22 protein-coding genes are annotated in these 22186 nt (G+C 58.6%); 11 read left to right on the top strand and 11 right to left on the bottom strand.

Annotated features, from left to right (window positions below; translation table 11 throughout):
* Positions 1-716 precede the first annotated feature (716 nt).
* A complete protein-coding gene (locus ABEA08_RS19160; RefSeq protein ID WP_345337022.1) occupies positions 717-1247 on the top strand; it encodes a DUF4136 domain-containing protein in 531 nt (176 codons plus the stop codon).
* Positions 1248-1291: 44 nt separating this feature from the next.
* Here ABEA08_RS19160 and ABEA08_RS19165 read toward each other — a convergent pair whose 3' ends face one another.
* A complete protein-coding gene (locus tag ABEA08_RS19165; protein ID WP_345337023.1) occupies positions 1292-1831 on the bottom strand; it encodes a DUF2780 domain-containing protein in 540 nt (179 codons plus the stop codon).
* Positions 1832-1907: 76 nt separating this feature from the next.
* Positions 1908-4241 (bottom strand): helicase-related protein, encoded by a 2334-nt coding sequence (locus ABEA08_RS19170; RefSeq protein WP_345337024.1) that lies wholly within the window; start codon positions 4239-4241, stop codon positions 1908-1910.
* Positions 4242-4370: 129 nt separating this feature from the next.
* Here ABEA08_RS19170 and ABEA08_RS19175 point away from each other — a divergent pair, with 129 nt between their 5' ends.
* Together ABEA08_RS19175 and ABEA08_RS19180 are read left to right on the top strand one after the other, a co-directional pair.
* On the top strand, positions 4371-4577 hold the full coding sequence (locus ABEA08_RS19175) for a hypothetical protein (protein WP_345337025.1): 207 nt from the start codon (positions 4371-4373) through the stop codon (positions 4575-4577).
* A gap of 210 nt (positions 4578-4787) precedes the next feature.
* A complete protein-coding gene (locus ABEA08_RS19180) occupies positions 4788-5192 on the top strand; it encodes a YccF domain-containing protein (RefSeq protein ID WP_345337026.1) in 405 nt (134 codons plus the stop codon).
* Between the two features lie 62 nt (positions 5193-5254).
* Here ABEA08_RS19180 and ABEA08_RS19185 read toward each other — a convergent pair whose 3' ends face one another.
* The 7 genes from ABEA08_RS19185 to ABEA08_RS19215 all read right to left on the bottom strand — a co-directional run bounded on the left by ABEA08_RS19185 (position 5255) and on the right by ABEA08_RS19215 (position 10827).
* Complete coding sequence (locus ABEA08_RS19185; protein ID WP_345337027.1) at positions 5255-5752, bottom strand: GNAT family N-acetyltransferase; 498 nt, start codon at positions 5750-5752, stop codon at positions 5255-5257.
* A 117-nt stretch (positions 5753-5869) separates the two neighbouring features.
* The gene (locus ABEA08_RS19190; protein WP_345337028.1) at positions 5870-6358 is read right to left on the bottom strand and encodes a helix-turn-helix transcriptional regulator; all 489 of its coding nucleotides are present in this window, start codon (positions 6356-6358) and stop codon (positions 5870-5872) included.
* Between the two features lie 244 nt (positions 6359-6602).
* Positions 6603-7079 (bottom strand): phosphatase domain-containing protein, encoded by a 477-nt coding sequence (locus ABEA08_RS19195; RefSeq protein WP_345337029.1) that lies wholly within the window; start codon positions 7077-7079, stop codon positions 6603-6605.
* 20 nt (positions 7080-7099) lie between these two features.
* Positions 7100-8338, bottom strand: a complete 1239-nt coding sequence (arsJ, locus tag ABEA08_RS19200) for an organoarsenical effux MFS transporter ArsJ (RefSeq protein ID WP_345337030.1) — start codon at positions 8336-8338, stop codon at positions 7100-7102.
* A gap of 53 nt (positions 8339-8391) precedes the next feature.
* Complete coding sequence (locus ABEA08_RS19205; RefSeq protein ID WP_345337031.1) at positions 8392-9399, bottom strand: ArsJ-associated glyceraldehyde-3-phosphate dehydrogenase; 1008 nt, start codon at positions 9397-9399, stop codon at positions 8392-8394.
* Between the two features lie 44 nt (positions 9400-9443).
* Positions 9444-10472, bottom strand: a complete 1029-nt coding sequence (arsB, locus tag ABEA08_RS19210) for an ACR3 family arsenite efflux transporter (RefSeq protein ID WP_345337032.1) — start codon at positions 10470-10472, stop codon at positions 9444-9446.
* A 10-nt stretch (positions 10473-10482) separates the two neighbouring features.
* Positions 10483-10827: a metalloregulator ArsR/SmtB family transcription factor gene (locus ABEA08_RS19215; protein ID WP_345337033.1), complete on the bottom strand. Its 345-nt coding sequence runs from the start codon at positions 10825-10827 to the stop codon at positions 10483-10485.
* A gap of 256 nt (positions 10828-11083) precedes the next feature.
* Here ABEA08_RS19215 and ABEA08_RS19220 point away from each other — a divergent pair, with 256 nt between their 5' ends.
* From ABEA08_RS19220 to ABEA08_RS19240, 5 genes are all read left to right on the top strand, one after another.
* Positions 11084-11425: a hypothetical protein gene (locus tag ABEA08_RS19220; RefSeq protein ID WP_345337034.1), complete on the top strand. Its 342-nt coding sequence runs from the start codon at positions 11084-11086 to the stop codon at positions 11423-11425.
* Between the two features lie 32 nt (positions 11426-11457).
* Positions 11458-13233: a class I poly(R)-hydroxyalkanoic acid synthase gene (phaC, locus tag ABEA08_RS19225; RefSeq protein ID WP_345337035.1), complete on the top strand. Its 1776-nt coding sequence runs from the start codon at positions 11458-11460 to the stop codon at positions 13231-13233.
* Positions 13230-13622, top strand: a complete 393-nt coding sequence (locus tag ABEA08_RS19230) for a MaoC family dehydratase (protein WP_345337037.1) — start codon at positions 13230-13232, stop codon at positions 13620-13622. The genes phaC and ABEA08_RS19230 overlap by 4 nt, the downstream gene beginning before the upstream one ends.
* A gap of 152 nt (positions 13623-13774) precedes the next feature.
* Positions 13775-14794: a polyamine ABC transporter substrate-binding protein gene (locus tag ABEA08_RS19235; RefSeq protein WP_345337038.1), complete on the top strand. Its 1020-nt coding sequence runs from the start codon at positions 13775-13777 to the stop codon at positions 14792-14794.
* The gene (locus ABEA08_RS19240) at positions 14791-17124 is read left to right on the top strand and encodes a putative bifunctional diguanylate cyclase/phosphodiesterase (RefSeq protein WP_345337039.1); all 2334 of its coding nucleotides are present in this window, start codon (positions 14791-14793) and stop codon (positions 17122-17124) included. Before ABEA08_RS19235 ends, ABEA08_RS19240 begins: the two co-directional genes overlap by 4 nt.
* Before the next feature lie 70 nt (positions 17125-17194).
* Here the strand turns inward: ABEA08_RS19240 and ABEA08_RS19245 are convergent, their stop codons facing one another.
* The gene (locus ABEA08_RS19245; protein ID WP_345337040.1) at positions 17195-19543 is read right to left on the bottom strand and encodes a YgiQ family radical SAM protein; all 2349 of its coding nucleotides are present in this window, start codon (positions 19541-19543) and stop codon (positions 17195-17197) included.
* A 192-nt stretch (positions 19544-19735) separates the two neighbouring features.
* On the opposite strand from ABEA08_RS19245, the gene ABEA08_RS19250 reads away from it, so the two are divergent.
* The 3 genes from ABEA08_RS19250 to ABEA08_RS19260 all read left to right on the top strand — a co-directional run bounded on the left by ABEA08_RS19250 (position 19736) and on the right by ABEA08_RS19260 (position 21387).
* Positions 19736-20410, top strand: a complete 675-nt coding sequence (locus ABEA08_RS19250) for a CPBP family intramembrane glutamic endopeptidase (RefSeq protein ID WP_345337041.1) — start codon at positions 19736-19738, stop codon at positions 20408-20410.
* A 117-nt stretch (positions 20411-20527) separates the two neighbouring features.
* Positions 20528-20782: a patatin-like phospholipase family protein gene (locus ABEA08_RS19255; RefSeq protein WP_345337042.1), complete on the top strand. Its 255-nt coding sequence runs from the start codon at positions 20528-20530 to the stop codon at positions 20780-20782.
* Between the two features lie 44 nt (positions 20783-20826).
* Positions 20827-21387 (top strand): patatin-like phospholipase family protein, encoded by a 561-nt coding sequence (locus ABEA08_RS19260; protein WP_345337116.1) that lies wholly within the window; start codon positions 20827-20829, stop codon positions 21385-21387.
* On the opposite strand, the gene ABEA08_RS19265 is transcribed toward ABEA08_RS19260, so the two are convergent.
* Complete coding sequence (locus ABEA08_RS19265) at positions 21384-22169, bottom strand: SDR family oxidoreductase (protein ID WP_425557390.1); 786 nt, start codon at positions 22167-22169, stop codon at positions 21384-21386. The genes ABEA08_RS19260 and ABEA08_RS19265 overlap by 4 nt on opposite strands.
* Between the last annotated feature and the right edge of the window lie 17 nt (positions 22170-22186).

Here is a 22186-nt window from a genome sequence, read left to right on the forward strand (position 1 = left end):
ATCGATGCAAGCACATGTGGCAACTGATCCGGCGGGTGAAGTACTTCATGAACAACGCCTCACCATTCCCGGGTGGTGGTCATGGATTGCAGATAGTGGAGCACAATTAGGATCAGTTATTTAGTACCGTTTCAATATTTTGTGGTGAATATTGTCTAATCATTTTTCTCTCATATACATGCTGGGACTTAAACCAGAGCTCGAGATAATGACGATTTATCGATGATTATGATTGTATTTTTACGACAAGCTTTGCCAATTTTGTGTCGAGCAGAGAACCGTGGCTTTACTGCATCATCGGCAATAACCGTGGTAAATAATGGCTCGCCACAACACCGAGACAGTTCGCCCCTCAGTGACTAATCCAGTTAATTCAATGCGCTAAATGTATTGCCGCGCTGCTCTCTGGGCGAAGCTGAGAGCCTCTCTGGCGATCGTATACCTCGGCCGGCTCAGGCCGATTGTTCCGCCGCGGCGGTCATTGGGTTAGTCGCCGTCGTCTGATGGCGCATGACTCGGACTCGGGCTTTGATGGAACCATGGCGGCTGAATGTCAGGCTTTGTCTTGGGACAGTTCTGCTCTGAAGGCTTAGAGCCGATGCTGCCAAGCAGTCCCGTATCAGACCGTATGACGCTTCCATACGCCCAGCTCCGGCTGGCATCGCGCCTCACACTCTGCTTAGCTAGAGAGACAACCCTGTAAACAAGGCACCACCATGCTCCGTCTGCCCCACTGTTTTTCGATGCTTCTGCTGCTGAGCCTGTTCGGTTGCGCCAGTGCGCCGGGCAACATCGACTACGACACCGACGTCGACTTCAGCGCCATTGCACAATACCAACTAGCCGCGCCCAGCGAAGAGCAGGATCCCTTGATGGCCAAACGGATCCAAGACACCCTCCAAGCCGAGCTGTCTGCCCGCGGCTGGCAGCAAACCCCAGATGGCGTGCTCCTGCGCTACCGCAGCCAAACCCTGATCAAGCCCAAGAGCTCCAACTTCAGTATCGGGATCGGTGGTGGCAGTTATGGCAGTCGCGGCGGGATCAGCGGCGGCGTATCCATGCCGGTGGGCAGTGATGAGGAGCAAGTGATCCACCTTCGCTTGGATATGGTGCAACAGGGCAGGGTGATCTGGCGCGCCGAAGATGAGATCAAATGGCCGGAGCGCGAAGCGCCAGAAAAGCGCAATGCCCGTCTAAGCGATGCTGTGAGCCAACTGCTGGCCCAGTTCCCGCCCTCAGTGCAATAAAAACAACAAAGGCGGCCGCAGCCGCCTTTTGCTCAGCCGAAAGCCTACAGACTCCAAAGACTGGACAGCTTGTCCACCAGATCGGCGCCGCCCTGCCCCTGCAGATATTCCAAGATCACCGGCGCGAATTGGCTGATACTACTGGCATCGAGCCCCAAGCCACTGAATGCCTGCGCGACCTGCAGCATCGAGCTGCCGCCTTCTCCGCCCAGCATGCCGGCCAGATCGCCCAAGCCACCGCCGTCCCCGGCTAACGCGGAGAGATCCACCCCACTGGCGAGTCCCGCAGCCTCAGGTAACAGCTCGGTCAATTGCCCCCAGTCGCTGCCACCCAGCGAGGATTGCGCCAGGCTCAACAGCGCGCCCGCGCCGCCACTGGCCTGATCTTCGCTCACCCCCAATTGCGATACCAAGGTGCCCACCAAGCCATCACTGACAGGCGCAGTGCTCTCGCTAACCACCTCGGTCACCGCGTCTTTTTCGGGCTCATCGCCACCAAACAGATCCGTTAACCAATTGTCGGCCACAGCATTACCACACAACATCATCCCCGCGATCAGCGCGAGTCCTTGTTTTCTTTGCATCATTACATTCCCCCAATAGGCGTTATTCACGCCCTTGAGTGTAGACAGAGAATGGGGCAACTGACGGCGAGGCGACTCAGCGGATCTCGATCACCCGGCTGGCCTTGCGATATTGAATACGCCAACCGCGCCAACTGGGCAGCTCCCAGCGCTTGGGGCCGCCCTTGCGCGTGCCGCTGTGATACACCAAAGTCACCTGCTTTCGCCCCGGCTGGTATTCCACATCCAGCTTCAGCTCCGCCAGGATCAAATGGTGCGGATAGATCTCATCAAATTGCGCCCGCTCCCACTCGGGGATCCCTTCAAAACGCAGATCCTCCGGCTCGATCAGCGCCAGATCCTCCGCCGTTTCCACCCCGAGGCTGGCCAACTGCTGGCCGAGCCAATCGCTTGCCAACGGTGCCTCGCCCTCGCCCCGACCCAGCGCCAGATACAGCGCCCAAGCCTGTAGATCCGCCTGCAATTGCGGCCCAGCCGGCGCCAGCAGACGCCCCGCCAGGATCTTCTCGATCAGCAGCGTCATCGCCATCGCCCCTTCGGGCTGCGCCTCTCGTCGACCGATAAGGCGCCCGGCGTAGTGCCGCTCCATCACCACAAACCCCAAATGGGCATCTTCGGCCTTTCGCTCAGCCACCGACTCCTCACCCAGCTCCGCCGCCACCAATTGCTTGAGCGTCAGCGGGATCATACAAGTGGCCAGGTTCAAGGTTTGCCGACTGCCCCGCCCCGGCAGGCTGTACTGATCCAGCACCAGCGCCGCCTCGGCGTCCTCAGCGAAGCGGCTTTCCCGCCCGGGCACCACCTCCATCAGACCGTTGCCCAACGCCTCGCGGCGTTTTTGTCGGCGCACGAAGGCCAGATCCGGGATCGCCACGATCATCGCCGCGATCCACTCCGCATAAGGCAGATGGGAGCTGGCACTCAGCTGTGGCAGATCGAGGCCAGAGCGGATCTGGCTGGCCATCTGACGCGCCTCCCGCCGCAAGCTCGGATCGATCCCCAAGGCTTCCGGCGGCGTGCTGCGCACGATCGACACCAAGGTCAAGGCATCGCATGGCTGCGCCACCCAGGCATTGAGCGCTTTTAGCCCTTCCTCAGAGCTAGGCAGCTTCCACAACCGGCCACCGACCGAGAGCGCCGCGGCCAGATCCACCATCGCCTCCCTCGTCGGCTTGCAGGGCATCGCCGTGATCAGATGGGCAAACTGAGTGTCGATCGGCAATGGAAACAGACGCTGACCGTGCTCGGTGATCCGCCCGTGGGGATCGATCGCCCGCATGCTCTCCAGTTTCTGCTGCGCCAGCGCCATCGACTTGGCCGGCAGAGGATCGACGAATTCCAGCTGGGCCAGTCGGTCGCCGCCACACGCCGCCGCCAACATGGGTTCGACCAGCTCCTCTCGCTGCAGCTCCGGCGGGGTCAAGGCCTCCAGCGGGGCAAACTCGCCCCACAGGCGCAGGCACTGGCCCGGCGCCACCCGTCCGGCCCGACCAAGACGCTGGGCCGCCGAGGCTTGTGAGATCCGCGCCAGACCCAACACGGTACGGCCATTGCGTTGGTGGGTGCGTCGCTCCAGTCCGGTGTCGATCACCAAGGTCACGCCCGGAATGGTCAAGGAGGTTTCCGCCACATTGGTCGCTAGGATCACCCGTTGTTTCGGCCCGGTTTGCAACGCCTGACGTTGGGTCGCCTTGGGGACGGAGGCGTGCAGCGGGATCACCACCGCCGCGTCACCCAGTGCCGCCACTAGGGTTTGCTCCGCCTGACTGATCTCCTTGCGCCCCGGCAAAAACACCAGCACATCGCCCTGCGTCTGCGTCAGCGCCGCCGGCACAATGGCCTTGAGCCGTGCCGCCAGATCCCGATCCGACGGCAACGCCCGCCCCTCCGTCGCCACATAGCGTAGCGACACCGGATAGCGACGCCCTTCGGCGTGTAGCCGCTCGCCGCCTAAGTATTCCGCCAGACGCGCGCCATCCACCGTGGCCGAGGTCAGCACCAAGCGATGCGCATCGTGCCGCTTGAGCTGCGCCAGCAGCAGATCCGTGTCCCAGCGCCGCTCATGGAACTCATCGATGATCACCGTATCGAAGCCCGCCAGCTTGTCTTCGCTGAACCAGCGCAGCGCGATCCCCGGCGTGACGAAGGCCACCTGAGTTTGCTCGGTCACGGTGGACTCAAAACGGATGGCGTAGCCGATCCCGTCGTGCTGCTGGGCCAGATAATCCGCCAGCGCGGTACAGGCGATCCGCCGAGGCTCGATCACCAGCACCCGCCCCCGCTCCGCCGCCCACAGCGGCAAGCGGGTCGATTTGCCCGAGCCGGTTTCCGCTTCCACCACCATGTGTGTCGCTTGCAGGCGAGCGAGAAATTCGGTTTTTAATGGATCAATTGGCAGAGATTGCGGCATAACGGGCTCAAGGGCAGGACAGATGGAGCGATCTTAAAGGATCGATAAAAAACGGCAACAATCGGACTAAAGCCCTCCCAAATCAAGCCGATAGCCTGAAACATAAGCATCTTGTTGTCAGGAAGTCCGATGATCGCCAGCCTTGCCCATAACGCCGCCCACCTTGTCGTCCCAGAGGCCCTGTGCCCGCTGGATCATAACGACAAGATGCCGGATCAGGCCAAGCAGATCCTCAAAGCAGCCAGCCCGGTCAAAACCGCTGCCGCCTTTGCTGGCGCCGCTGCCGAGTCCGCCGTCAACCTCTATCTGGGCCGACGCCTGCTGGCCATCGCCTGATCCCTGCCCCATCGCCAGACGCCCCTGACGCCATAGCAGCGCAGCCCGCGGACGAAACGGCCATAAAGCATTGTTACAATTGCTGACGCTCGCTGACGGCAAGGCGTGATAAGATGACCCACACACCTTGATTACGCTGAGCATTCTCTTGTTCATCATCGATTTTTTACTCTGGGCCGCTGACGCCCTGGCCTTTACTGCGGATCTGCTGTGGACCTTATACGCCTCCTGCTGAATATTTTATGGCTACTGACCGGTGGCTTAGTGATGGCGTTGGGCTGGGCTCTGGTGGGGCTCGTTATGGCCATCACCATCATCGGCCTGCCCTTCGCCCGCAGTTGCTTCGTCATCGCTCAACTGAGCCTGATGCCCTTTGGCAAAGACATCGCCAGTCGACGCGTGGTGCATCGCTCGGACGATATGGGCACCGGCGTCATGGGCACGCTGGGCAATGTGATCTGGTTTCTGCTCGCTGGGATCTGGCTGGCACTCGGCCACCTGTTCTGCGCCATTGGCCTGATCGTCACCATCATCGGCATTCCGTTTGCCATCCAGCACGTCAAACTGGCGATGCTGACGGTTGCGCCGATCGGCCAGACCGTGGTGGACGGCTAAGTTTGTTGCGAGGGGCGAGCGCTCGGCCTGCTACCGCCTCTCAATGTCCGGCCAGCTCACGACTAACGCAGCCGCGCCAGCAGGAGAACATCCGTTAACCTTCCCGCCCGAAACACCGATTGCCGGGCAATGCCTTCCTGCTCGAAGCCAAACTTGCGATACAAAGCCAGCGCCGCTTGGTTATCCGGATAAACCTCCAATTCCAAACGCGTCAGATTGAGCCAGTTATCGACCAATTCAATGGCTGCCGCCATCAACGCAGTTCCCACCCCTTTACCCTGCCAATCCTCATGGACGAACATGCCAAGCTGGCCCACATGACGACGACGCGGACTTTGCAGCGCCTCCATGCCGATGTTGCCCACCACCATCCCTTCAGGGCTCTCCGTCATCAACATATGCAGGTGCGCAGGCCAGTTTTCACAGTTTTTCTGCCACCGGTCGACGCTGGGCCACGGCAACTGCAAGGTATTGCTGTAAGCACTCTCGCCTTGGGCGATCTGCTGCATCGCCTTCGCATCAGAGGGTTCGCCGCGACGGATGGTATAAGGTTGAGACAAGGTCGGTTCCTTCGACAACTTAGCGATCATTCGCAGAAAACAAGATATAACAGATTGAAGGGCAATAGAAAATTCATGCATCCACAACCCTTGCCCGCCACTCGGCCCCGTCTAGGCTTAGCGTCTTAAACGCTGCCAAGCGCGCACGAGCTTGTCTTCAAACCGGCCATCCAGATGAGCCAGAACGCCCTGTTTATATCCCTGCCAAAGCACAGCGGCCAAACTGAGCAAGCAGCCCCCCGAAACCAATGCCAGGGCAAGAACATACTGCTGCTCGCTTAGCTTATGCTGACTGGCCCAGATCCCGGCCAACCCAATAAATTGGCTGACCAAAAGCAGTCCAATTTTGAATCGAAAAGCGACTGTGTGCGCTTCAAGATCCGTCTTATCTGGCTTCACCTCCGCCCGGATAAAGCTCGCCTTTTCAAGCTCAAGGACAGCACTTAAGGCGGCGACGGTTTCCGCGGATGCAATCCCTTCTTTTTCAACCCGCTGAATCGTTCTTAAACTGACGTCACATAGGTCCGCCAACTGCTGCTGTGTCCATGCTCGTTGGGTTCGATGATGCTTCAGTACTTCCGTGTCGACCTTCATTTTCATTTCCATGTCGTGCTCCAATTCGATTGATGAGTTCTCAATCTATCTTGGAGGCTTCACGTTTCTTACGAGATCTCTGTGCTGTCGTATGACAGCGATACGCCACCCATATGACAAAGGTTTTTATCACTAGTTTATTCAATCATTTATTAAAACAAGATGCGATACGAAAAAACGCCCCGCTCTACAAGAGCCGGGGCGAACGTTAAGACTTCATGCCGTGGACTTCATTGCTGAATCGGTGGAAATAGACTCAGCTTTTGAGGTATGCCAGCTGGGCTTCAGCAGATAAAGCCCCCGGACGCGCCGTGCGGATCGCCTCCAGCGTTTTGTCCCAGTCAGCACCTGCGGACAGCACTAGCTTGGCCGCCACCAGACCGGTACGGCCGGTGCCGCCACGACAGTGCACGGAGACACGCTCACCGGCCTTCAGCAGGGCGTGAAGCTGCAGCTGCGCCTGCGGCCAGCGGGCATCAAACGCCTCGGCCGGCAGGGACTTGTCCTGTACCGGCAGGTGGAACCATGTCAGCCCCAACGCTTTCACGGTCTCTCCCAGCGCAGCAACACCGAATTCGGCCATCTCTGGCTCGGTCAGGGTGGTCACCACGGCAGTCACTCCCGCCGCTTTGAGGGTTTGGATATCGGCTGCCAGCTCGCCTTCCAGCCCCGGGGCCGGATGCAAAGCCAGTTTGAAGCTGCCAACCTCAGTCAGTACCGGTGAAAAACTCATAATGTCATTCCTAAAAAGTGTTAAACATCGGCTGTGGCCGCGCCATCACGGGGCAGCCACAGCGAGATCAGGGTTGTAAGCGCCAGAAAGGCAACGGAGATCCACAAACACGCCGCCAAGCCCGCCAACTGGAACACCAGACCGGACAGGACGGTGCCGATCAGCCGGCCCATGGCGTTGGCCATGTAGTAGAAGCCGACATCCAGTGACACCCCGTCCTCACCGGCGTAATGCACAATCAAAAACGAGTGCAGGCTGGAGTTCACTGCGAATACGGCACCGAACACCATCAAGCCAAAGACGATGGTGAATTGCGGCTGCCACTGCAGCTGGATACCGACGGCCACGGCCGCGGTCACCAAAGCCAACAGTCCGGCCCACAACAGCGCCGAGCGACCGTCCGGCACCTTATCGGATCGCTTATTCGGCCCGGTAATGCGGGGGGCAATGCCCTGCACAAAGCCGTAGGCGATCACCCAAGCGGCCATAAAGCTGCCAACCGCCGCATGGCTCCAGCCAAAGGTCACCCCGAGGTAGATAGGCACAGCGATCACAAACCAAACGTCGCGAGCACCAAATAGGAACATCCGCGCGGCAGAAAGGAGGTTAATACTGGGGCTTTTCGAGAAGATCTCCGAAAACTTAGGTTTATTCTTGGCCTTACCTAAGTCACTGCCCAGCTTCATCAGGCTCAGCAGTAATACCCAAGCAAGAACCGATGCCATCACCACCATAGCCCCCTGGAAACCCAGGGTGACCAAGAGCACACCACCAAGGAAGAACCCGACCCCTTTCAATGCATTCTTAGAGCCGGTGAGGATGGCAACCCACTTATAAAGGGTGCCGGTCTGTCCCGCAGGCACCAGCATCTTAATAGAGCTCTTAGCGCTCATCTTGTTGAGATCTTTGGCGATGCCCGATAGAGCCTGTGCAGCCATGACATAAGGCACTGAAAGCCAAGCGGACGGTACCGCCAGCATCAACAGGGCAAACACCTGCATCCCCAAACCGACATTCATAGTGCGATTGAGCCCTAAGCGAGCGCCGAGATAGCCGCCGATCAGGTTGGTGATCACGCCGAAGATCTCGTAGAACAAGAACAGGGAGGCGATCGCCAGCGGACTGTAACCGAGCTGATGGAAATGCAGCACGACTAACATGCGCAATGCGCCATCGGTCAGGGTGAAATTCCAATAATTAAAGGTGACCAACAGATACTGTTGCATCTGTTTATCCAACCCTTTGAATTTGGCGAACATGATTCTCTCTCAGATCAACAAACGGGGACCTATGGCCCCCGTAAGATGTTAGCTTACAGCCCTTGGTCGACCACGTATTTGGCCAGCTCGACGGTACGATTCACATAGCCCCACTCGTTGTCGTACCACAGGTACATCTTCAGCTGCGTATCGTTCACCACCATAGTCGACAAGGCATCGACGATGGAGCTGCGCGGATCGGTGCGATAGTCGATGGACACCAGTGGGCGCTCCTCATAGCCCAGCACGCCTTTCAGCTCGCCTTCGGCCGCTTCCTTCATCAGCGCGTTAACCTCCTCAATGGTGGTCGGACGCTCCAACTCAAACACACAGTCGGTCAACGACGCGTTGCACAGCGGCACCCGCACGGCATGACCATTGAGACGCCCTTTCAGCTCAGGGAAGATATGGGTGATCGCCGTGGCCGAACCTGTGGTGGTCGGGATCAAGCTTTCGCCACAAGCGCGAGAGCGGCGCAGATCCTTGTGGGGCGCATCGAGAATGGTCTGGGTGTTGGTGATGCTGTGGATGGTGGTCATCGAGCCGTGCTTAATGCCCAGCTTCTGCTGGATCACCTTCACCGCCGGTGCCAAACAGTTGGTGGTGCAGGACGCAGCGGTAACGATGTCGTGCTCATCCTTGTTGTACCAAGTGTGGTTAACGCCGTAGACCGCATCCAACACGCCTTCCTGTTTCACCGGCGCGGTGACGATCACCTTCTTCACGCCCTGATCCAGATAGGCCTGCAGCTTCTCTTTCTTCTTAAACTTGCCGGACGCTTCAATCACCATCTGACAGCCGGACCAATCGGTGTCTTCCAGCGCCTTGTTGCTGGTGACCAGGATGCGTTGTTCGCCAATCACAATGTGGTCGCCATCGACCGCAACCGCGTGATGCCAGCGGCCGTGCACAGAGTCAAATTCCAGCAAGTGGGCCAACGTCGCGGCATCACCGGCCGGATCGTTGATCAGCACAAAATCAAACTCATTCTTGTCCCAGGCGGCGCGCAGCGCCAACCGGCCCATACGGCCAAAACCATTAATGCCAACAGTTACTTTCATCATCGATCTCTCGTACGTGTCGTATTAAGTTAAATATCGAAGCACTAGGCGGCTTCGCGTTGGGAAAACCAGTGCTGGGTTCGATTGGCAAACGCCACCAGCGAAAGCATAACCGGTACCTCCACCAGAACGCCCACCACTGTCGCCAGTGCCGCTCCGGAATGCAGGCCAAACAGCGCAATGGCCACTGCCACTGCCAATTCAAAGAAGTTCGAGGTGCCGATCATCGCCGCCGGTGCGGCAACGTTGTAGGGCAACTTCACCACCTTGGCTAAACCATAGGTCAAGGCGAAGATCCCATAGGTCTGGAGCAGCAGTGGGACGGCGATCAGCAAGATCAAGCCCGGCCGGGCCAACAGGGTTGGGGCCTGGATCGCAAACAGGATCAGAACCGTGGCGATCAGCCCCAGCATCGACGCGGGCTTTAACCGACGCAGCACGCCATTCAGCGCGGCCTGTCCCCGACGCAACAACCACAATCGCAGCAGCACCCCGGCGACCAGCGGCAGCACCACATACAACACCGTGGCCAACAACAGGGTCTGCCAAGGCACAAACACCTCGGTGACCCCCAACAGCAAGGCGGCGAGGGGCGCAAAAGCAAACACCATGATCAGATCGTTTACCGACACCTGGACCAAGGTGTACGCGGGGTTGCCGCGGGTCAGTTGGCTCCAGACAAACACCATGGCGGTGCACGGAGCGACGCCCAGCAAGATCATGCCCGCGATGATCTCCGACGCACTTTGCGGATCGACCCAATCGGCAAATACAACGCGGAAGAACAACCAGCCGATGGCAGCCATGGAGAAGGGCTTGATCAACCAGTTCACGGCCAAGGTCAGCAGCAAGCCCTTCGGCTGTCGGCCCACCTGTTTGACCGATTGGAAGTCGATCTGCGCCATCATCGGCAAGATCATCACCCAGATCAGCACCGCGATCACGCCGTTGATCCCCGCCACTTCCCAGCCCGCGAGAACGGCAAAGGCGTCCGGCGCCAGTGAGCCCAATCCCACGCCCGCCAGAATGGCTAGGCCGACCCAGAGACTTAACCAACGCTCAAATTGGCCCATGCCAGCCTCCTTAGTTGCAGCAACGCTGCTGACGCACTGGGCGATCGCCCATACTGCTAAGGCGCTGGGCGATCGCCGTCGTAAAGTCAGCGTGCTCCTGCGCTATCCCGTCCAATGCCACCACAAACCAGGCTGGCAACACCGCCAGCGAGTAGTACACCCATTGGCCGGCGCGACGATCCTGCAAGATCCCATCCTGACGCAACCGCGCCAGATGGCGGGAGATCTTGGGCTGACTCTCCGCTAATGCACAGGTCAACTCACACACGCAGCACTCCTGCTCAGCGCGGATCAGCAGCAAGATCTTCAATCGGGTCTCGTCCGCTAGGCTTTTGGTCAAGATCACTGGGCTCATCGCGCTCTCCTCAATGGCTCACACTTCAATATGCGAATAATCATATATGCACATTTTCATATATTCAATGGCAGTTTGATGATCTAGGCTATCCGGTCGATACGCGCGCCCCGGTTATCGCGTCATTATTGTTCGACATAGGCTTGCAGTTCGCCATTGTGCGGCGCACAATAAGCTCATAAAAATCGTCAACCGTTTGTCACTTCCGCCCGCTAAAGTGCGGTCAATACGCTCATGTTTTGTACAGGACGTCATCATGAACACTGAATTATTCACGCAATGGACCCAGCAACTCACTGCCCTGTCTGCGCCCTATCAAGCCTACCAACAGACCCTGATCAGCAGCACCGAACGCCTATTGAAGCTGCAACAGGACACGGCCAACTACTACGGCACGCTGGCAGTTGAGCAGTTGCACAATGTCAGTGCGATAAAGCACTGGGACGATCTGGCCACATTCGGCGAACAATCCGCGGCCGCCGGCAACGCCGTGCTCAATCGGTTTGAAGCGGACTGTGGTCAGTTCACTGAACTGGCGCAAGAATGTCACACTGCCTGGCAGGCCTTAGTCGAGCAGCACAACCCACTGGCCAAGTAACCCACCATTTCAGCGGGAGGAAGGGAATCATTATGAGTACAGGATCCTATCAACAGCTGCTGGACAGCTTGATACACTGCAATGAGCAGCTAATGGAGCTGGCCAAAAAACAGGGCCAACAAACCAGTCAGGCGCTGATGCAAAACAGCGTCGAAGATCTCAGCAAAGCCGTCAACGAGGGTTTGAAAAATCCCACCGGCCTGATCGAGCATCAGGTAAATTGGTGGCAATCCCAGCTGCAGCTGTTTCAGAACACCATGCTCAAACAAGCCGGGCAACAAGTGGCCCCGGTGATCGAGCCCGCCCGAGGCGATCGCCGCTTCCGCGATCCCCAGTGGCAGGAAAATCCCTGGTACGACTACATCAAGCAGTCCTACCTGCTGACGGCCCAGAACCTGCTGGAGAGCATCGATCAGCTCGAAGAGCTGGACGACGACAGCAAAGAGCGGCTGCGGTTCTTTACCCGCCAAGCCGTCAACGCCCTGGCACCCAGCAACTTCATCGGCTCCAACCCTGAGCTGTTGCAACTGACGCTGGAGAGTGGCGGCGATAACCTGGTGCGCGGCATGAAGCAGTTGTTTGCCGATCTGCAGCGCAGCGCCGGCACGCTCAATGTCAGCATGACCGACGAAAGCGTATTCCAACTGGGCAAGGATCTGGCCTCAACCCCTGGCAAGGTGGTGCACACCGCGCCGCTGTTCCAACTGCTGCAATACAGCCCCAGCACCGAGAACGTGCAGAAGCGCCCGATCATGATCGTGCCGCCGTTCGTCAACAAGTACTACATCATGGATCTGCGGCCGGAAAACTCCCTGGTCAAATACTTGGTGGATCAGGGCCACACCGTATTTATGGTGTCTTGGGTCAATCCGGATCTGAGCCACGCCGAGATCGACTTTGAGGACTATGTGGTGGACGGCGTGGTGGCCGCGCTAGACGCGATCGAGGTGGCGACCGGCGAAAAAGAGGTCAACGCCATTGGTTACTGCATCGGTGGCACCGTGCTGACCACGACCCTGGCCTACATGGCGGCGCGTCGGATGAAACAGCGGATCAAGACCGCAACCCTGTTTACCACCATCCTCGACTTTAGCCAGCCAGGCGAGCTGGGCGTCTTTATCAATGACGGTGTGGTCTCCGCCATGGAGCAACAAAACAGCGAAAATGGCGTGATGGATGGCCGCCAACTGGCCGTGGCCTTCTCCTTGTTACGGGAGAACAACCTGTATTGGAACTACTACGTCGATGGCTACCTCAAGGGGAAAACCCCGGTGGCGTTCGATCTGCTGCACTGGAACTGCGATAACACCAACGTCGCAGGCAAAACCCACTCCACCATGTTGCGCCGCTTCTACCTCGACAATGAACTGATCGAGCCCGGCAGCTTCACCGTGCGCGGCACCAAGATCGATCTGGGCAAGATCAGCATCCCGACCTACTTTGTCTCCACCGTCGAGGATCACATCGCGCTGTGGCAAGGCAACTACCAAGGCATGCTCAAACTGGGCGGCGACAAGACCTTTGTGCTGGGCGAATCCGGTCATATCGCCGGGATCATCAACCCACCCGGCGGCAAATACGGCCACTATATCGGCCCCAGTGCCGACTGCAGCCCGGAAGAATGGCTGGAGCAGGCAGAGCACAACGAAGGCTCGTGGTGGCCGACCTGGCAAAGCTGGTTAGTGGAGCAGAACAAAGCCAAACCGGTCGCGGCACGCCAACCGGCCCCAGAGCTGGCGGACGCCCCCGGCGATTACGTCCAGAAACGCTTAAACAGCACCGTAGCCAAAGGCGAGGAGGTGGCATGAGTCTTATCGAAGGTCAAAGTGCGGAGATCAGTAAGATCTTTGGGCCCGCCGAGGTGGCCGCATTCGCCGAGCTGTCGGAGGATCGCAACCCCATCCATCTGGATCCCGAGTTTGCGGCCGAAACGCCGTTTAAAAAGCCCATCGTTCACGGCATATTGCTCTCCAGCCTGCTGTCCGGCTTGCTGGGTCAGAAGTTACCCGGAGATGGCACCATCTACCTGGGGCAAACCTTGAAGTTTGTCCGGCCGATCTTCGTCGGCGACGAGGTCACAGCGCGGGTCACCGTCGCCGAGGTACGCAGTGACAAGCCGATCGTGACGCTGCGCACCGAAGTGCTCAATCACAAAGGCGAGCCCTGCGTGCAAGGCGAAGCCGTCGTGAAGATCTGATCCTACCCCGGCATGCTCTGATGCATGCCAACCCAACCGCTCAAAAGCCAAGTGCGCCTCGTGCGCCTTGGCAAGCCGTGTCCGACGGTTCAGCCCCAAAACGCCCGACCTGTGCTAACGTTTAATCAACCTCGATAAACAAAGGATTGGTTATGAGGTCGATCATTTGTGTACTTCTCTATCTTTTCAGCTCTGCCGTCCAGGCGGAGACGGTTCGGCTCTATAACTGGGCCGACTATCTCGCCCCCTCGGTCATCGAGGCTTTCGAGCAAGAAACCGGTCACCGGGTTGAACAGACCTTCTTCGACGACGAAGAGGTGCGCGATCAAATGCTCTATAGTGGCAAACTGAGTTATTTTGACTTAGTGATGATCGACAACGTCGGAGCGCAGCAAATGGTCCAGGAGGGCTTATTACAACCTTTGACCCTGCCACCATCACTGCAACAACACCTCGCTCCCGCCCGTATTAAGGCCTGTGGCAATCACACGATCCCCTATGCCTGGGGCACGGTTGGCGTGGCCTATCGTGCCCAGCAAGGCAAGCCCAAAACCTGGCGGGAATTTTTTGATCCCTCCTCCCCCCATATCCAGCGCGTCATGCACCTGTCTCCGGATGAAACACTCGGCGTCGCCCTGCTGGCGCTCGGCGCTCCGGCCTACAGTGACGATCCCGAGGCAATTGACCAAGCCGCTGGACTGATCCGCTCTCAACCTGCCCAAACCGGATTTGCCCTCACCCTTGCGGAAGAGCAGGGCGCGCAATTTGACGCCCACTGGGCCTTGGTGTTCAGTAGCGATCTTGGCCCCTTGAGGGAGAGTACCGGTCAACAGGATTGGCAATACACCATCCCAGATGAAGGCAGCCTGATCTGGATCGATTGCCTCGCCGCGCCCGCAGGCCACCCCATCCGTCCGGCGACCCAAGCCTTTATCGAGTTTATCAATCGACCCACCATCGCTGCACAAAACGCCGAGCTGATGGCCTTTGCAACCAGTAACTTGGCAGCACTCCAGCACGCCACCCAACGCTATATCGAGAACACCACGCTGTTTACCCCACCCGAGCTGCTCGAGAGGAGCCACGATTTTGAAGCCATCAGTGATGAGATGCTGGAGTACCGCAACCAGTGGATATTTAATCTCACCCAGACGATGGCCACCGCCCAATGACACTCAAACACCGACTCTACCTACTGTGGGCCCCGGCAATGTTCATTGTGTTTGCGGTCTCGTTGAGTTTGGGCTTGAGGCAGATCCAGCAAGAGCGCCAGATGCAGCAACGCTCGCTTTATCTCGCCCAACTGTCGTTCGCCCAGCAACACCTGAACGACACGGTAGAGCGTGCGCATCGCGCCCTGCGCAACACACTGGAGAGCGCGGCTTTCATTCAGTTTGCCAATAGCATGGATCGCACCGCAAACCGCAAATCGCTGCTCAGGCAGCAGTTCCTCCGCACCTTTCAGCGACAATGGGATCCGGCACTGCCGCTGCGATCACTCCAGATCCTCGATGGCGCTCAGCACCCGCTCATCCAGATCCAAGCCGAGCCGAATGGCAGCTTGAGCTTACCCTTCAATGCCAGCCCGGAGCCGATGGCCAATATCGATGGTCGCGCCCATCGCAGACTGAATGCCGAGCCTCTGATCAAGTTCGACAGCCAATCCGACTCGCTCTTGCTGCAACTTTCATTGGCGTTCCATCCGGCCCTCGATAGCGGCGACAGCAACATTCTCAAGAGCCATTTCTCTCTGCTCCAAGCGGAGATAGCCTTGCCCCTGTCGACACTGGAGCAGATGCTGCCAACCCCGCAGCAGCGAATCATAATGACCCTGCCTGAGTTGACCCCGTTACCTATGCCCGCAGGCACGGTCGATGTCCATTATGACGCCGCGCAGTTACAACTGGTCATGGAAGGCTCGGGGTATCTGCTTCAGTTCGATGCCAAGGCCATGCATACGATCGATCCCTGGCTCCTCAGTTGGGCTCCCTGGGCACTCATTACCATCCTGCTGTCGATCATCGTTATGGCATGGCTGACCCAGCGCTGGCTGGTGGCGCCCATCATTCAACTCACCCATCGTGTCGAGCACGCAGATAAGTCGCCGCAGGCCCTGCAGGCCTTCAGCAGCAACGATGAGATCGGCACCCTGAATCAGGCCTACCTGACGCTGCTCGAAAAACAACACGAACTTACAATGCACGACCCCATCACCGGTTTGTTGAACCGCTTTGGCTTTCAGCAACAGTTGTTCACGAACAGCCAACGCTCTTTGGATTCGGGTGTGCCATACCTGCTCATGCAGATCGTTCTGGGAAAATTCAGCTTTCAAAACGATGCTCACGGCAGCGCCCTGGCCGACGCACTGCTGGGCGACATTGGTAAGCAGCTCACCCGCCTGTGTGAACACCATCAGGTGGCGGAGCCTGGGTTGGCGCGAACAGGTGGAACCGAGTTTGGTTTGGTCTTGTCTGGGGCCCAATGTCAGCAGCTCGCCGAGCCCCTCTGCCGCGAGATCATCGCCTTGTTTGAGTCCGGCTATCGCTTCAAACAGCGTCAATATAACTTGCTCTGCGCCATCGGCATGGCCGAGTTTCCGACCAACGCCACCACGCCCGCCACCCTCAATCAATGCGCTAATATCGCAACGACCCAAGCGCTGGCGCTCGGCTACAGTCATGCTCAGAAGTTCAATAACCAACATGTAAAATCGCGTGAAGAGCACAAGCAGATCGAGTCGGCATTACTGGAAGCGTTGGATTCAGAGCAGTTCGAACTGTATTACATGCCCTATGTTGAGACGCAGCAGAACGGTATTGCCGGTGTTGAGATCTTATTGCGATCAGAGCACCCCGTACTTAAGCAAGCCGGTCCCGGTGTCTTTATCCCCATTGCCGAGCAAACCGGATTGGCCCGTAGGATCGACTTTTGGGTACTGGAGCGCGCCATGACTCAAGTCGCAGCGCTGCAGCGGCTGCATACATCCCAGCTCGTGATCTCCATCAATGTCTCAGCCAGCGTCATGTTGGAAAACGGCTTTAGTCTCCATTGCAGCGCCCTAATGCAACACCACCAAGTCGCCCCAGAGCTCATTGAATTGGAGCTCACCGAAACACAATTAGCGCCGGACAGTGACGTTGCGGCGGCGCGTTTACAAGAGCTACGTGCACTTGGACTGGCGATCGCGCTGGATGATTTTGGCACCGGCTACACCTCGCTTGCCCAGCTCGGCGCATTACCGATCAGCAAACTCAAGGTGGACCAACTCTTTGTCGAGCGCATGGAACATTCTTCGCTGGATGCGGAGTTGATCCGGATGTTGGTAAGGCTGGGGAAAAACTACGGTTACCGCAGCACGCTGGAAGGGGTTGAAACCGTCAGCCAAAGCCGGGTAGCCAAACACCTCGGTTTCGATTACGAGCAGGGCTACCTGCATGCCAAACCAATGAACTGGGAGCAGTTGGTGCAGTTCTTCAGCCACGAACAAAAGGTGGAAGCTTAACCCCACCGATCTTGTTCAACTGCGAGACGGTGCGGTAACCCGCACGCCCGAGACTGAAGCCCCCTTGCCGTTAACGCGCCGTCTTTGCGCCGGCACGAGAGCCTTTGCCTCGCCCTGAAGCGCCATTGCCTTTACCGCCCGCTTGGTCCTTGTTTGGGCCGCCGCGACCGCTCCCCGGCTTACCCGCCGGCTTAGAGTTGCCATGACGGCTGCCCTTGCCCGCGCTCTCGGCGCCCTCGCCTTTGCCTTTAAAGCCCCCTTTCGCGGCTTTTCGAGTCTTTTCGAACTGGCCCAGCCCGGTATGACGCGACAACGCCGGCTTACCCGATCCTTTCTGACCGCCCGGTCGTTGACCGCGCCCTTCGCCGCGACCGGCTGGCGGCACCAGACAGTTGGCGCTGGTGCCGATCAAACGGGTCAGGCCCATATTGGTCAATGCTTCGCGAATGAGCGGCCAGTTTTCCTGATCGTGATAACGCAGCAGCGCCTTGTGCAGACGACGCTGACGTCCGCCCTTGGCCACCGGCACGGTATCGGATTTATGGCTGACTTTACGCAGGGAGTTCTTCTCGGTATGCCACACCGCCGTGGCATTGGCCAGCGGCGATGGGTAGAAGTTTTGCACCTGATCCAGCTTAAAGTCGTTCTGCTTGAGCCACTGGGCCAGATGCACCATATCTTCATCCGTCGTGCCCGGGTGGGCCGAGATGAAGTACGGGATCAAATATTGTTTCTTGCCCGCCTCTTTCGAGTACTTATCAAACAGCGCTTTGAAGCGATCGTAGCTGCCCATGCCCGGCTTCATCATCACCGACAATGGCCCCTCTTCGGTGTGCTCCGGGGCGATCTTCAGATAGCCACCGACATGGTGGGACGCCAGCTCTTTGACGTAGCGCGGATCCTCCACCGCCAAGTCGTAACGTACCCCGGAGGCGATCAGGATCTTCTTGATCCCCGGGATCTTGCGCGCCGCGCGGTACAGATCGATGGTCGGGGTATGATCGGTGTCCATATGGCCACAGATATCCGGATAGATGCAGGACAAGCGGCGACAGGTGGCCTCCGCTTTCGGGCTCTTACAGCGCAGGTGATACATGTTGGCGGTCGGGCCGCCCAAGTCGGAGATCACCCCAGTAAAGCCCGGCACCTTCTGTTTGATCTCCTCGATCTCATTGAGGATCGAGTCCTGGCTGCGGCTCTGAATGATGCGGCCTTCATGCTCGGTGATGGAGCAGAACGAACAGCCGCCGAAGCAGCCGCGCATGATGTTGATCGAGGTTTTGATCATGTCATACGCCGGGATCTTCTTGCCGGTGTACTTCGGGTGCGGCACCCGGGCGTAGGGCAGCGCAAACACCCCGTCCATCTCTTCCGTGTCCAGCGGAATGGCCGGCGGATTGAGCCAGATATGGCGATCGCCATGGCGCTGCATCAGCGCACGGGCGCAGCCAGGATTGGTTTCCAGATGGAAGATCCGCGAAGTGTGGGCATACAGCACCTTATCCACCCGCACCTGATCGTACGCCGGCAGCAGGATGTACTGCTTCTCCCACGGCTTGGGCTTCTTACCTGCATTTGCAGGCTGAATGGTGATGGGCTTGGCGCTCTGATTGACCGGCGCATCATCAAACTTGCTGCCCTTGTCGCAGCCCATGTCGTCCGCGCCATAGGGATTGGGAATAGGGTCGATTTTACCCGGTGTATCCAGGGTGGTGGAATCCAGGCCGCTCCACTCGGGCAGCGCGTCCTTGGTCAGAAAACCGGTGCCTCGCACGTCGGTGATCGACTTAATGTCGTCCCCCGCCGCCAGACGATGGGCCACTTCGATCAGCGGACGCTCGGCGTTGCCGTAAATGAGCATATCCGCCTTGGCATCAAACAGCACAGAGCGACGCACTTTATCTGACCAGTAATCATAGTGGGCGATACGGCGCAGGCTGGCCTCGATGCCACCAATAATGACCGGCACCTCCTTGAAGGCTTCCTTACAACGCTGGGTGTACGCCAGGGTGGCGCGATCCGGCCGCTTACCGTGCACATTGTCCGGCGTGTAGGCATCGTCATGACGCAAACGGCGCTCGGCGGTGTAGTGGTTGATCATCGAGTCCATGTTGCCGGCGGTGACACCGAAAAACAGGTTGGGCTGCCCCAGCGCCATAAAGGCGTCTTTGCTGTGCCAGTCGGGCTGATCGATGATCCCCACTCGAAAGCCCTGTGCCTCGAGCATGCGGCCGATGATCGCCATGCCAAAGCTGGGATGATCGACATAGGCATCCCCGGTCACCAACACGATGTCGCAACTGTCCCAACCCAACTTGGCCATCTCTTTACGAGTGGTGGGCAAAAACGGCGCGGCGCCGAAGCACTCCGCCCAGAATTTGGGATAGTCGAACAGTTTGGTTTCAGGGGTCTGGATCATCACTCTTCCTCACTAGGCGGCTTTTTTAAGGGGCAAAGGCCGCTCGGGCGCGGATTGTAGCAGTTTAGCGGGTTGGACGCGATGATGGTTTTTTGTGCACTTGGGTTCACACTCCACGATCCCGCCTCTTGCCTGAGTGACGCTCAGGCAAAACACTGCTGCAAAAAGGGCGCACAGGGATAAAGCGTGTTCATGAAGCAGCATTTTTCAATCGGGTTCAGTCTAGTCGTCACAGTGGCCGGGTTTCTTGCTATCGCGTTTTTTGTCATGCCACAGGGCCATGCGCTGGGACTCTCCCAGATAGCAACCCAGTCGTTAGCGTTCATCCTACTCGGCGCTCTCATCACACTGTGCTACTGGCTGCGCTTCGGCGCGCAAACCCGCCAGCAAATGGCGTGTGTTCGCCCAAAGGGCGACCGGCGTTTTTATCGCCAGCTATTCTTGCTCACGCTCGCTTTCTGGCTGCTAAAAGATCTCCTGCTGCCATTCCCTGAGTCGGATTTCGCCTGGATCCGCCCCTGGCTCAAGGGCAACCATTTAGGCCTGGTCGTGCTGTATATCGTGGTGGTTGCGCCGATCATCGAAGAATTGATCTTCCGTCAGTTTTTGTTTCAGTCGCTGCAGCGACTGTGGCGCTCCCCCTGGCCGACCATCTGCCTGGCCTCGCTGCCATGGGCGCTGCTGCACAGTCAGTACGGTGCTCTTTTTCTTGGGCTGATCTTTAGCTTCGGCCTCTTGCTCGGTTGGGTTCGCTATCGCAGTCAGTCGCTGCTTCTTCCCATATTGATCCACGCCCTGCTCAACCTGTTGGCCTGCCTGATGTACGCCCTCGGCTGGGGGGTCTATCAAGGGATCGGCGGACTCTGATCGCAAGCGACGGATCTCAGCGGCAAGCTGAGGAGGGAGCTTGGCTCCGCCGTTCCTTGAAACGCCCAGATCCGATAACATGCCGGTCGGACGGACAACTCAGGGATGGAAACCAGAATGGCGCAGGTTGGAACCAATGCACTCATCATCGAAGGCGGCGCGATGCGCGCCGTGTTCTCCTGCGGCGTGCTGGATCACTTTCTCGACGTGGATTTTGATCCCTTCGATAGCCTGTGGGCGGTGTCCGCCGGCACCACCAACCTGGCCTCTTTTCTGGCGCGGATGCGCGGCCGCAATCACGCCATTTATACTGACTACAGCTGCGCAAACCCTTCATCACTCCGGGTCAATTTCTGCGGGGTGGCCACCTGATCGATCTCGATTGGCTGTGGCAGATCACCCTGACGGAGCTGCCCATCGACTGGGACACGTTACGCGCCGAATCACGGCCCTACTTTCTTGGCGTCACCGACACCCACACCGGCCAGGCCCACTATCTGCAACCGGAATTGGCCCAGTTAGCGGAAACCATGAAAGCCAGCAGCGCCATGCCGGTGGCCTATCGAGGGGGCGTCACGCTTGGGGATGATAACTTCGTCGATGGTGGGGTGGCCGACGCCATTCCGGTGGCCGAGGCGATCCGTCGTGGGGCCAAGCGGCTCCTGATACTGCGCAGCCAAACCGCCGACTATCGCAAACGCGCACCGGCTTCGCCCAGGCTACTCAAGCACCTGCTGCGTAAGACCCCGGGCTTGATCGCGCCGATGCTGCAGCGGGCCGAGCAGTACAACGCCACGTTGGATCTGATCCGTCAGCCCCCCAAGGGCGTGGAGATCATCGAGATCTGTCCGCCGCCCTCATTCCAGCTCAAACGCCTCACCCGCAGCGCCGCTCCCTTGCAGCAGGGCTATCAACTGGGGCTGGAAGCGGGCGTCGAGGCGATAACCCGCTGGCACGAGGCGGATAACTTCGCCTAGTGACGCTGCGTAATGGCGCGCGCGGTGATCCGATCGATCCAGCCCGGCGCCAGCAGTTTGACCCAGCGGCCCAGTCGGGCACGCCAGGAGCCCAGCCATAGGCGCTGGCGCCGCTCGATGGCACGGTGCATCAGGACGGCACACTTCTGCGCCGTCATGATCTTACCCTCCTGCATTGGCGAGTCGCCCAGCGGTTGCCCATCGGCGCCTATCGCCCGTCGATGGGTCTCGGTCAGGACAAAATCCGGACACAGCTGCGTCACATCAACGCCACTGCCGAGCAGCTCGATCCGCAATGATTCAAAAAAGCCCACCACCGCGTGTTTGGAGGCGGCATAACCCGAACGCTCCGGCACCCCGGTCAGCCCCGCTACCGAGGCCACTGCCACCAGATGGCCCCGACTTTGTTTCAGCGCCGGCAGCGCGGCCTGCGTCATAAAGACCGCCCCTAAGTAGTTGACCTGCATCAGTCGCTGCAATACGTCACTCTGCTGTAGGGCGTCGAATCGACTCCACATGGTCATACCGGCATTACAGATCAGCACATCAATGCGGCCAAAGTGCGCCAACGCCGCATCGATCACTGATTGACACTGACTGGCCTTTGCCACATCACAGGGGCACACCAGCGCCTCACCCGGCAACGCCTCCGCCAGCGACGTCAGCCGGGCCTGATCCCGCGCGGCGATCACCAGCTTGGCGCCCTGGCCACTCAATTGCTGCGCCAGCGCCCGACCTATCCCTTCAGAAGCCCCGGTCAGGATCACCACTTTTCCTTGCATCATTGCGCCTCCCTGCT

The sequence above is a fragment of the Ferrimonas pelagia genome, from assembly GCF_039543565.1.
GTDB lineage: Bacteria > Pseudomonadota > Gammaproteobacteria > Enterobacterales > Shewanellaceae > Ferrimonas > Ferrimonas pelagia.

Bases quoted from the DNA above. Each gene is read 5' to 3' on its own strand.
- ABEA08_RS19160 (WP_345337022.1), top strand. From the start codon at position 717: ATGCTCCGTCTGCCCCACTGTTTTTCGATGCTTCTGCTGCTGAGCCTG.
- ABEA08_RS19165 (WP_345337023.1), bottom strand. From the start codon at position 1,831: ATGCAAAGAAAACAAGGACTCGCGCTGATCGCGGGGATGATGTTGTGT.
- ABEA08_RS19170 (WP_345337024.1), bottom strand. From the start codon at position 4,241: ATGCCGCAATCTCTGCCAATTGATCCATTAAAAACCGAATTTCTCGCT.
- ABEA08_RS19175 (WP_345337025.1), top strand. From the start codon at position 4,371: ATGATCGCCAGCCTTGCCCATAACGCCGCCCACCTTGTCGTCCCAGAG.
- ABEA08_RS19190 (WP_345337028.1), bottom strand. From the start codon at position 6,358: ATGGAAATGAAAATGAAGGTCGACACGGAAGTACTGAAGCATCATCGA.
- ABEA08_RS19195 (WP_345337029.1), bottom strand. From the start codon at position 7,079: ATGAGTTTTTCACCGGTACTGACTGAGGTTGGCAGCTTCAAACTGGCT.
- arsJ (WP_345337030.1), bottom strand. From the start codon at position 8,338: ATGTTCGCCAAATTCAAAGGGTTGGATAAACAGATGCAACAGTATCTG.
- ABEA08_RS19205 (WP_345337031.1), bottom strand. From the start codon at position 9,399: ATGAAAGTAACTGTTGGCATTAATGGTTTTGGCCGTATGGGCCGGTTG.
- arsB (WP_345337032.1), bottom strand. From the start codon at position 10,472: ATGGGCCAATTTGAGCGTTGGTTAAGTCTCTGGGTCGGCCTAGCCATT.
- ABEA08_RS19215 (WP_345337033.1), bottom strand. From the start codon at position 10,827: ATGAGCCCAGTGATCTTGACCAAAAGCCTAGCGGACGAGACCCGATTG.
- ABEA08_RS19220 (WP_345337034.1), top strand. From the start codon at position 11,084: ATGAACACTGAATTATTCACGCAATGGACCCAGCAACTCACTGCCCTG.
- phaC (WP_345337035.1), top strand. From the start codon at position 11,458: ATGAGTACAGGATCCTATCAACAGCTGCTGGACAGCTTGATACACTGC.
- ABEA08_RS19230 (WP_345337037.1), top strand. From the start codon at position 13,230: ATGAGTCTTATCGAAGGTCAAAGTGCGGAGATCAGTAAGATCTTTGGG.
- ABEA08_RS19235 (WP_345337038.1), top strand. From the start codon at position 13,775: ATGAGGTCGATCATTTGTGTACTTCTCTATCTTTTCAGCTCTGCCGTC.
- ABEA08_RS19240 (WP_345337039.1), top strand. From the start codon at position 14,791: ATGACACTCAAACACCGACTCTACCTACTGTGGGCCCCGGCAATGTTC.
- ABEA08_RS19245 (WP_345337040.1), bottom strand. From the start codon at position 19,543: ATGATCCAGACCCCTGAAACCAAACTGTTCGACTATCCCAAATTCTGG.
- ABEA08_RS19250 (WP_345337041.1), top strand. From the start codon at position 19,736: ATGAAGCAGCATTTTTCAATCGGGTTCAGTCTAGTCGTCACAGTGGCC.
- ABEA08_RS19255 (WP_345337042.1), top strand. From the start codon at position 20,528: ATGGCGCAGGTTGGAACCAATGCACTCATCATCGAAGGCGGCGCGATG.
- ABEA08_RS19265 (WP_425557390.1), bottom strand. From the start codon at position 22,169: ATGCAAGGAAAAGTGGTGATCCTGACCGGGGCTTCTGAAGGGATAGGT.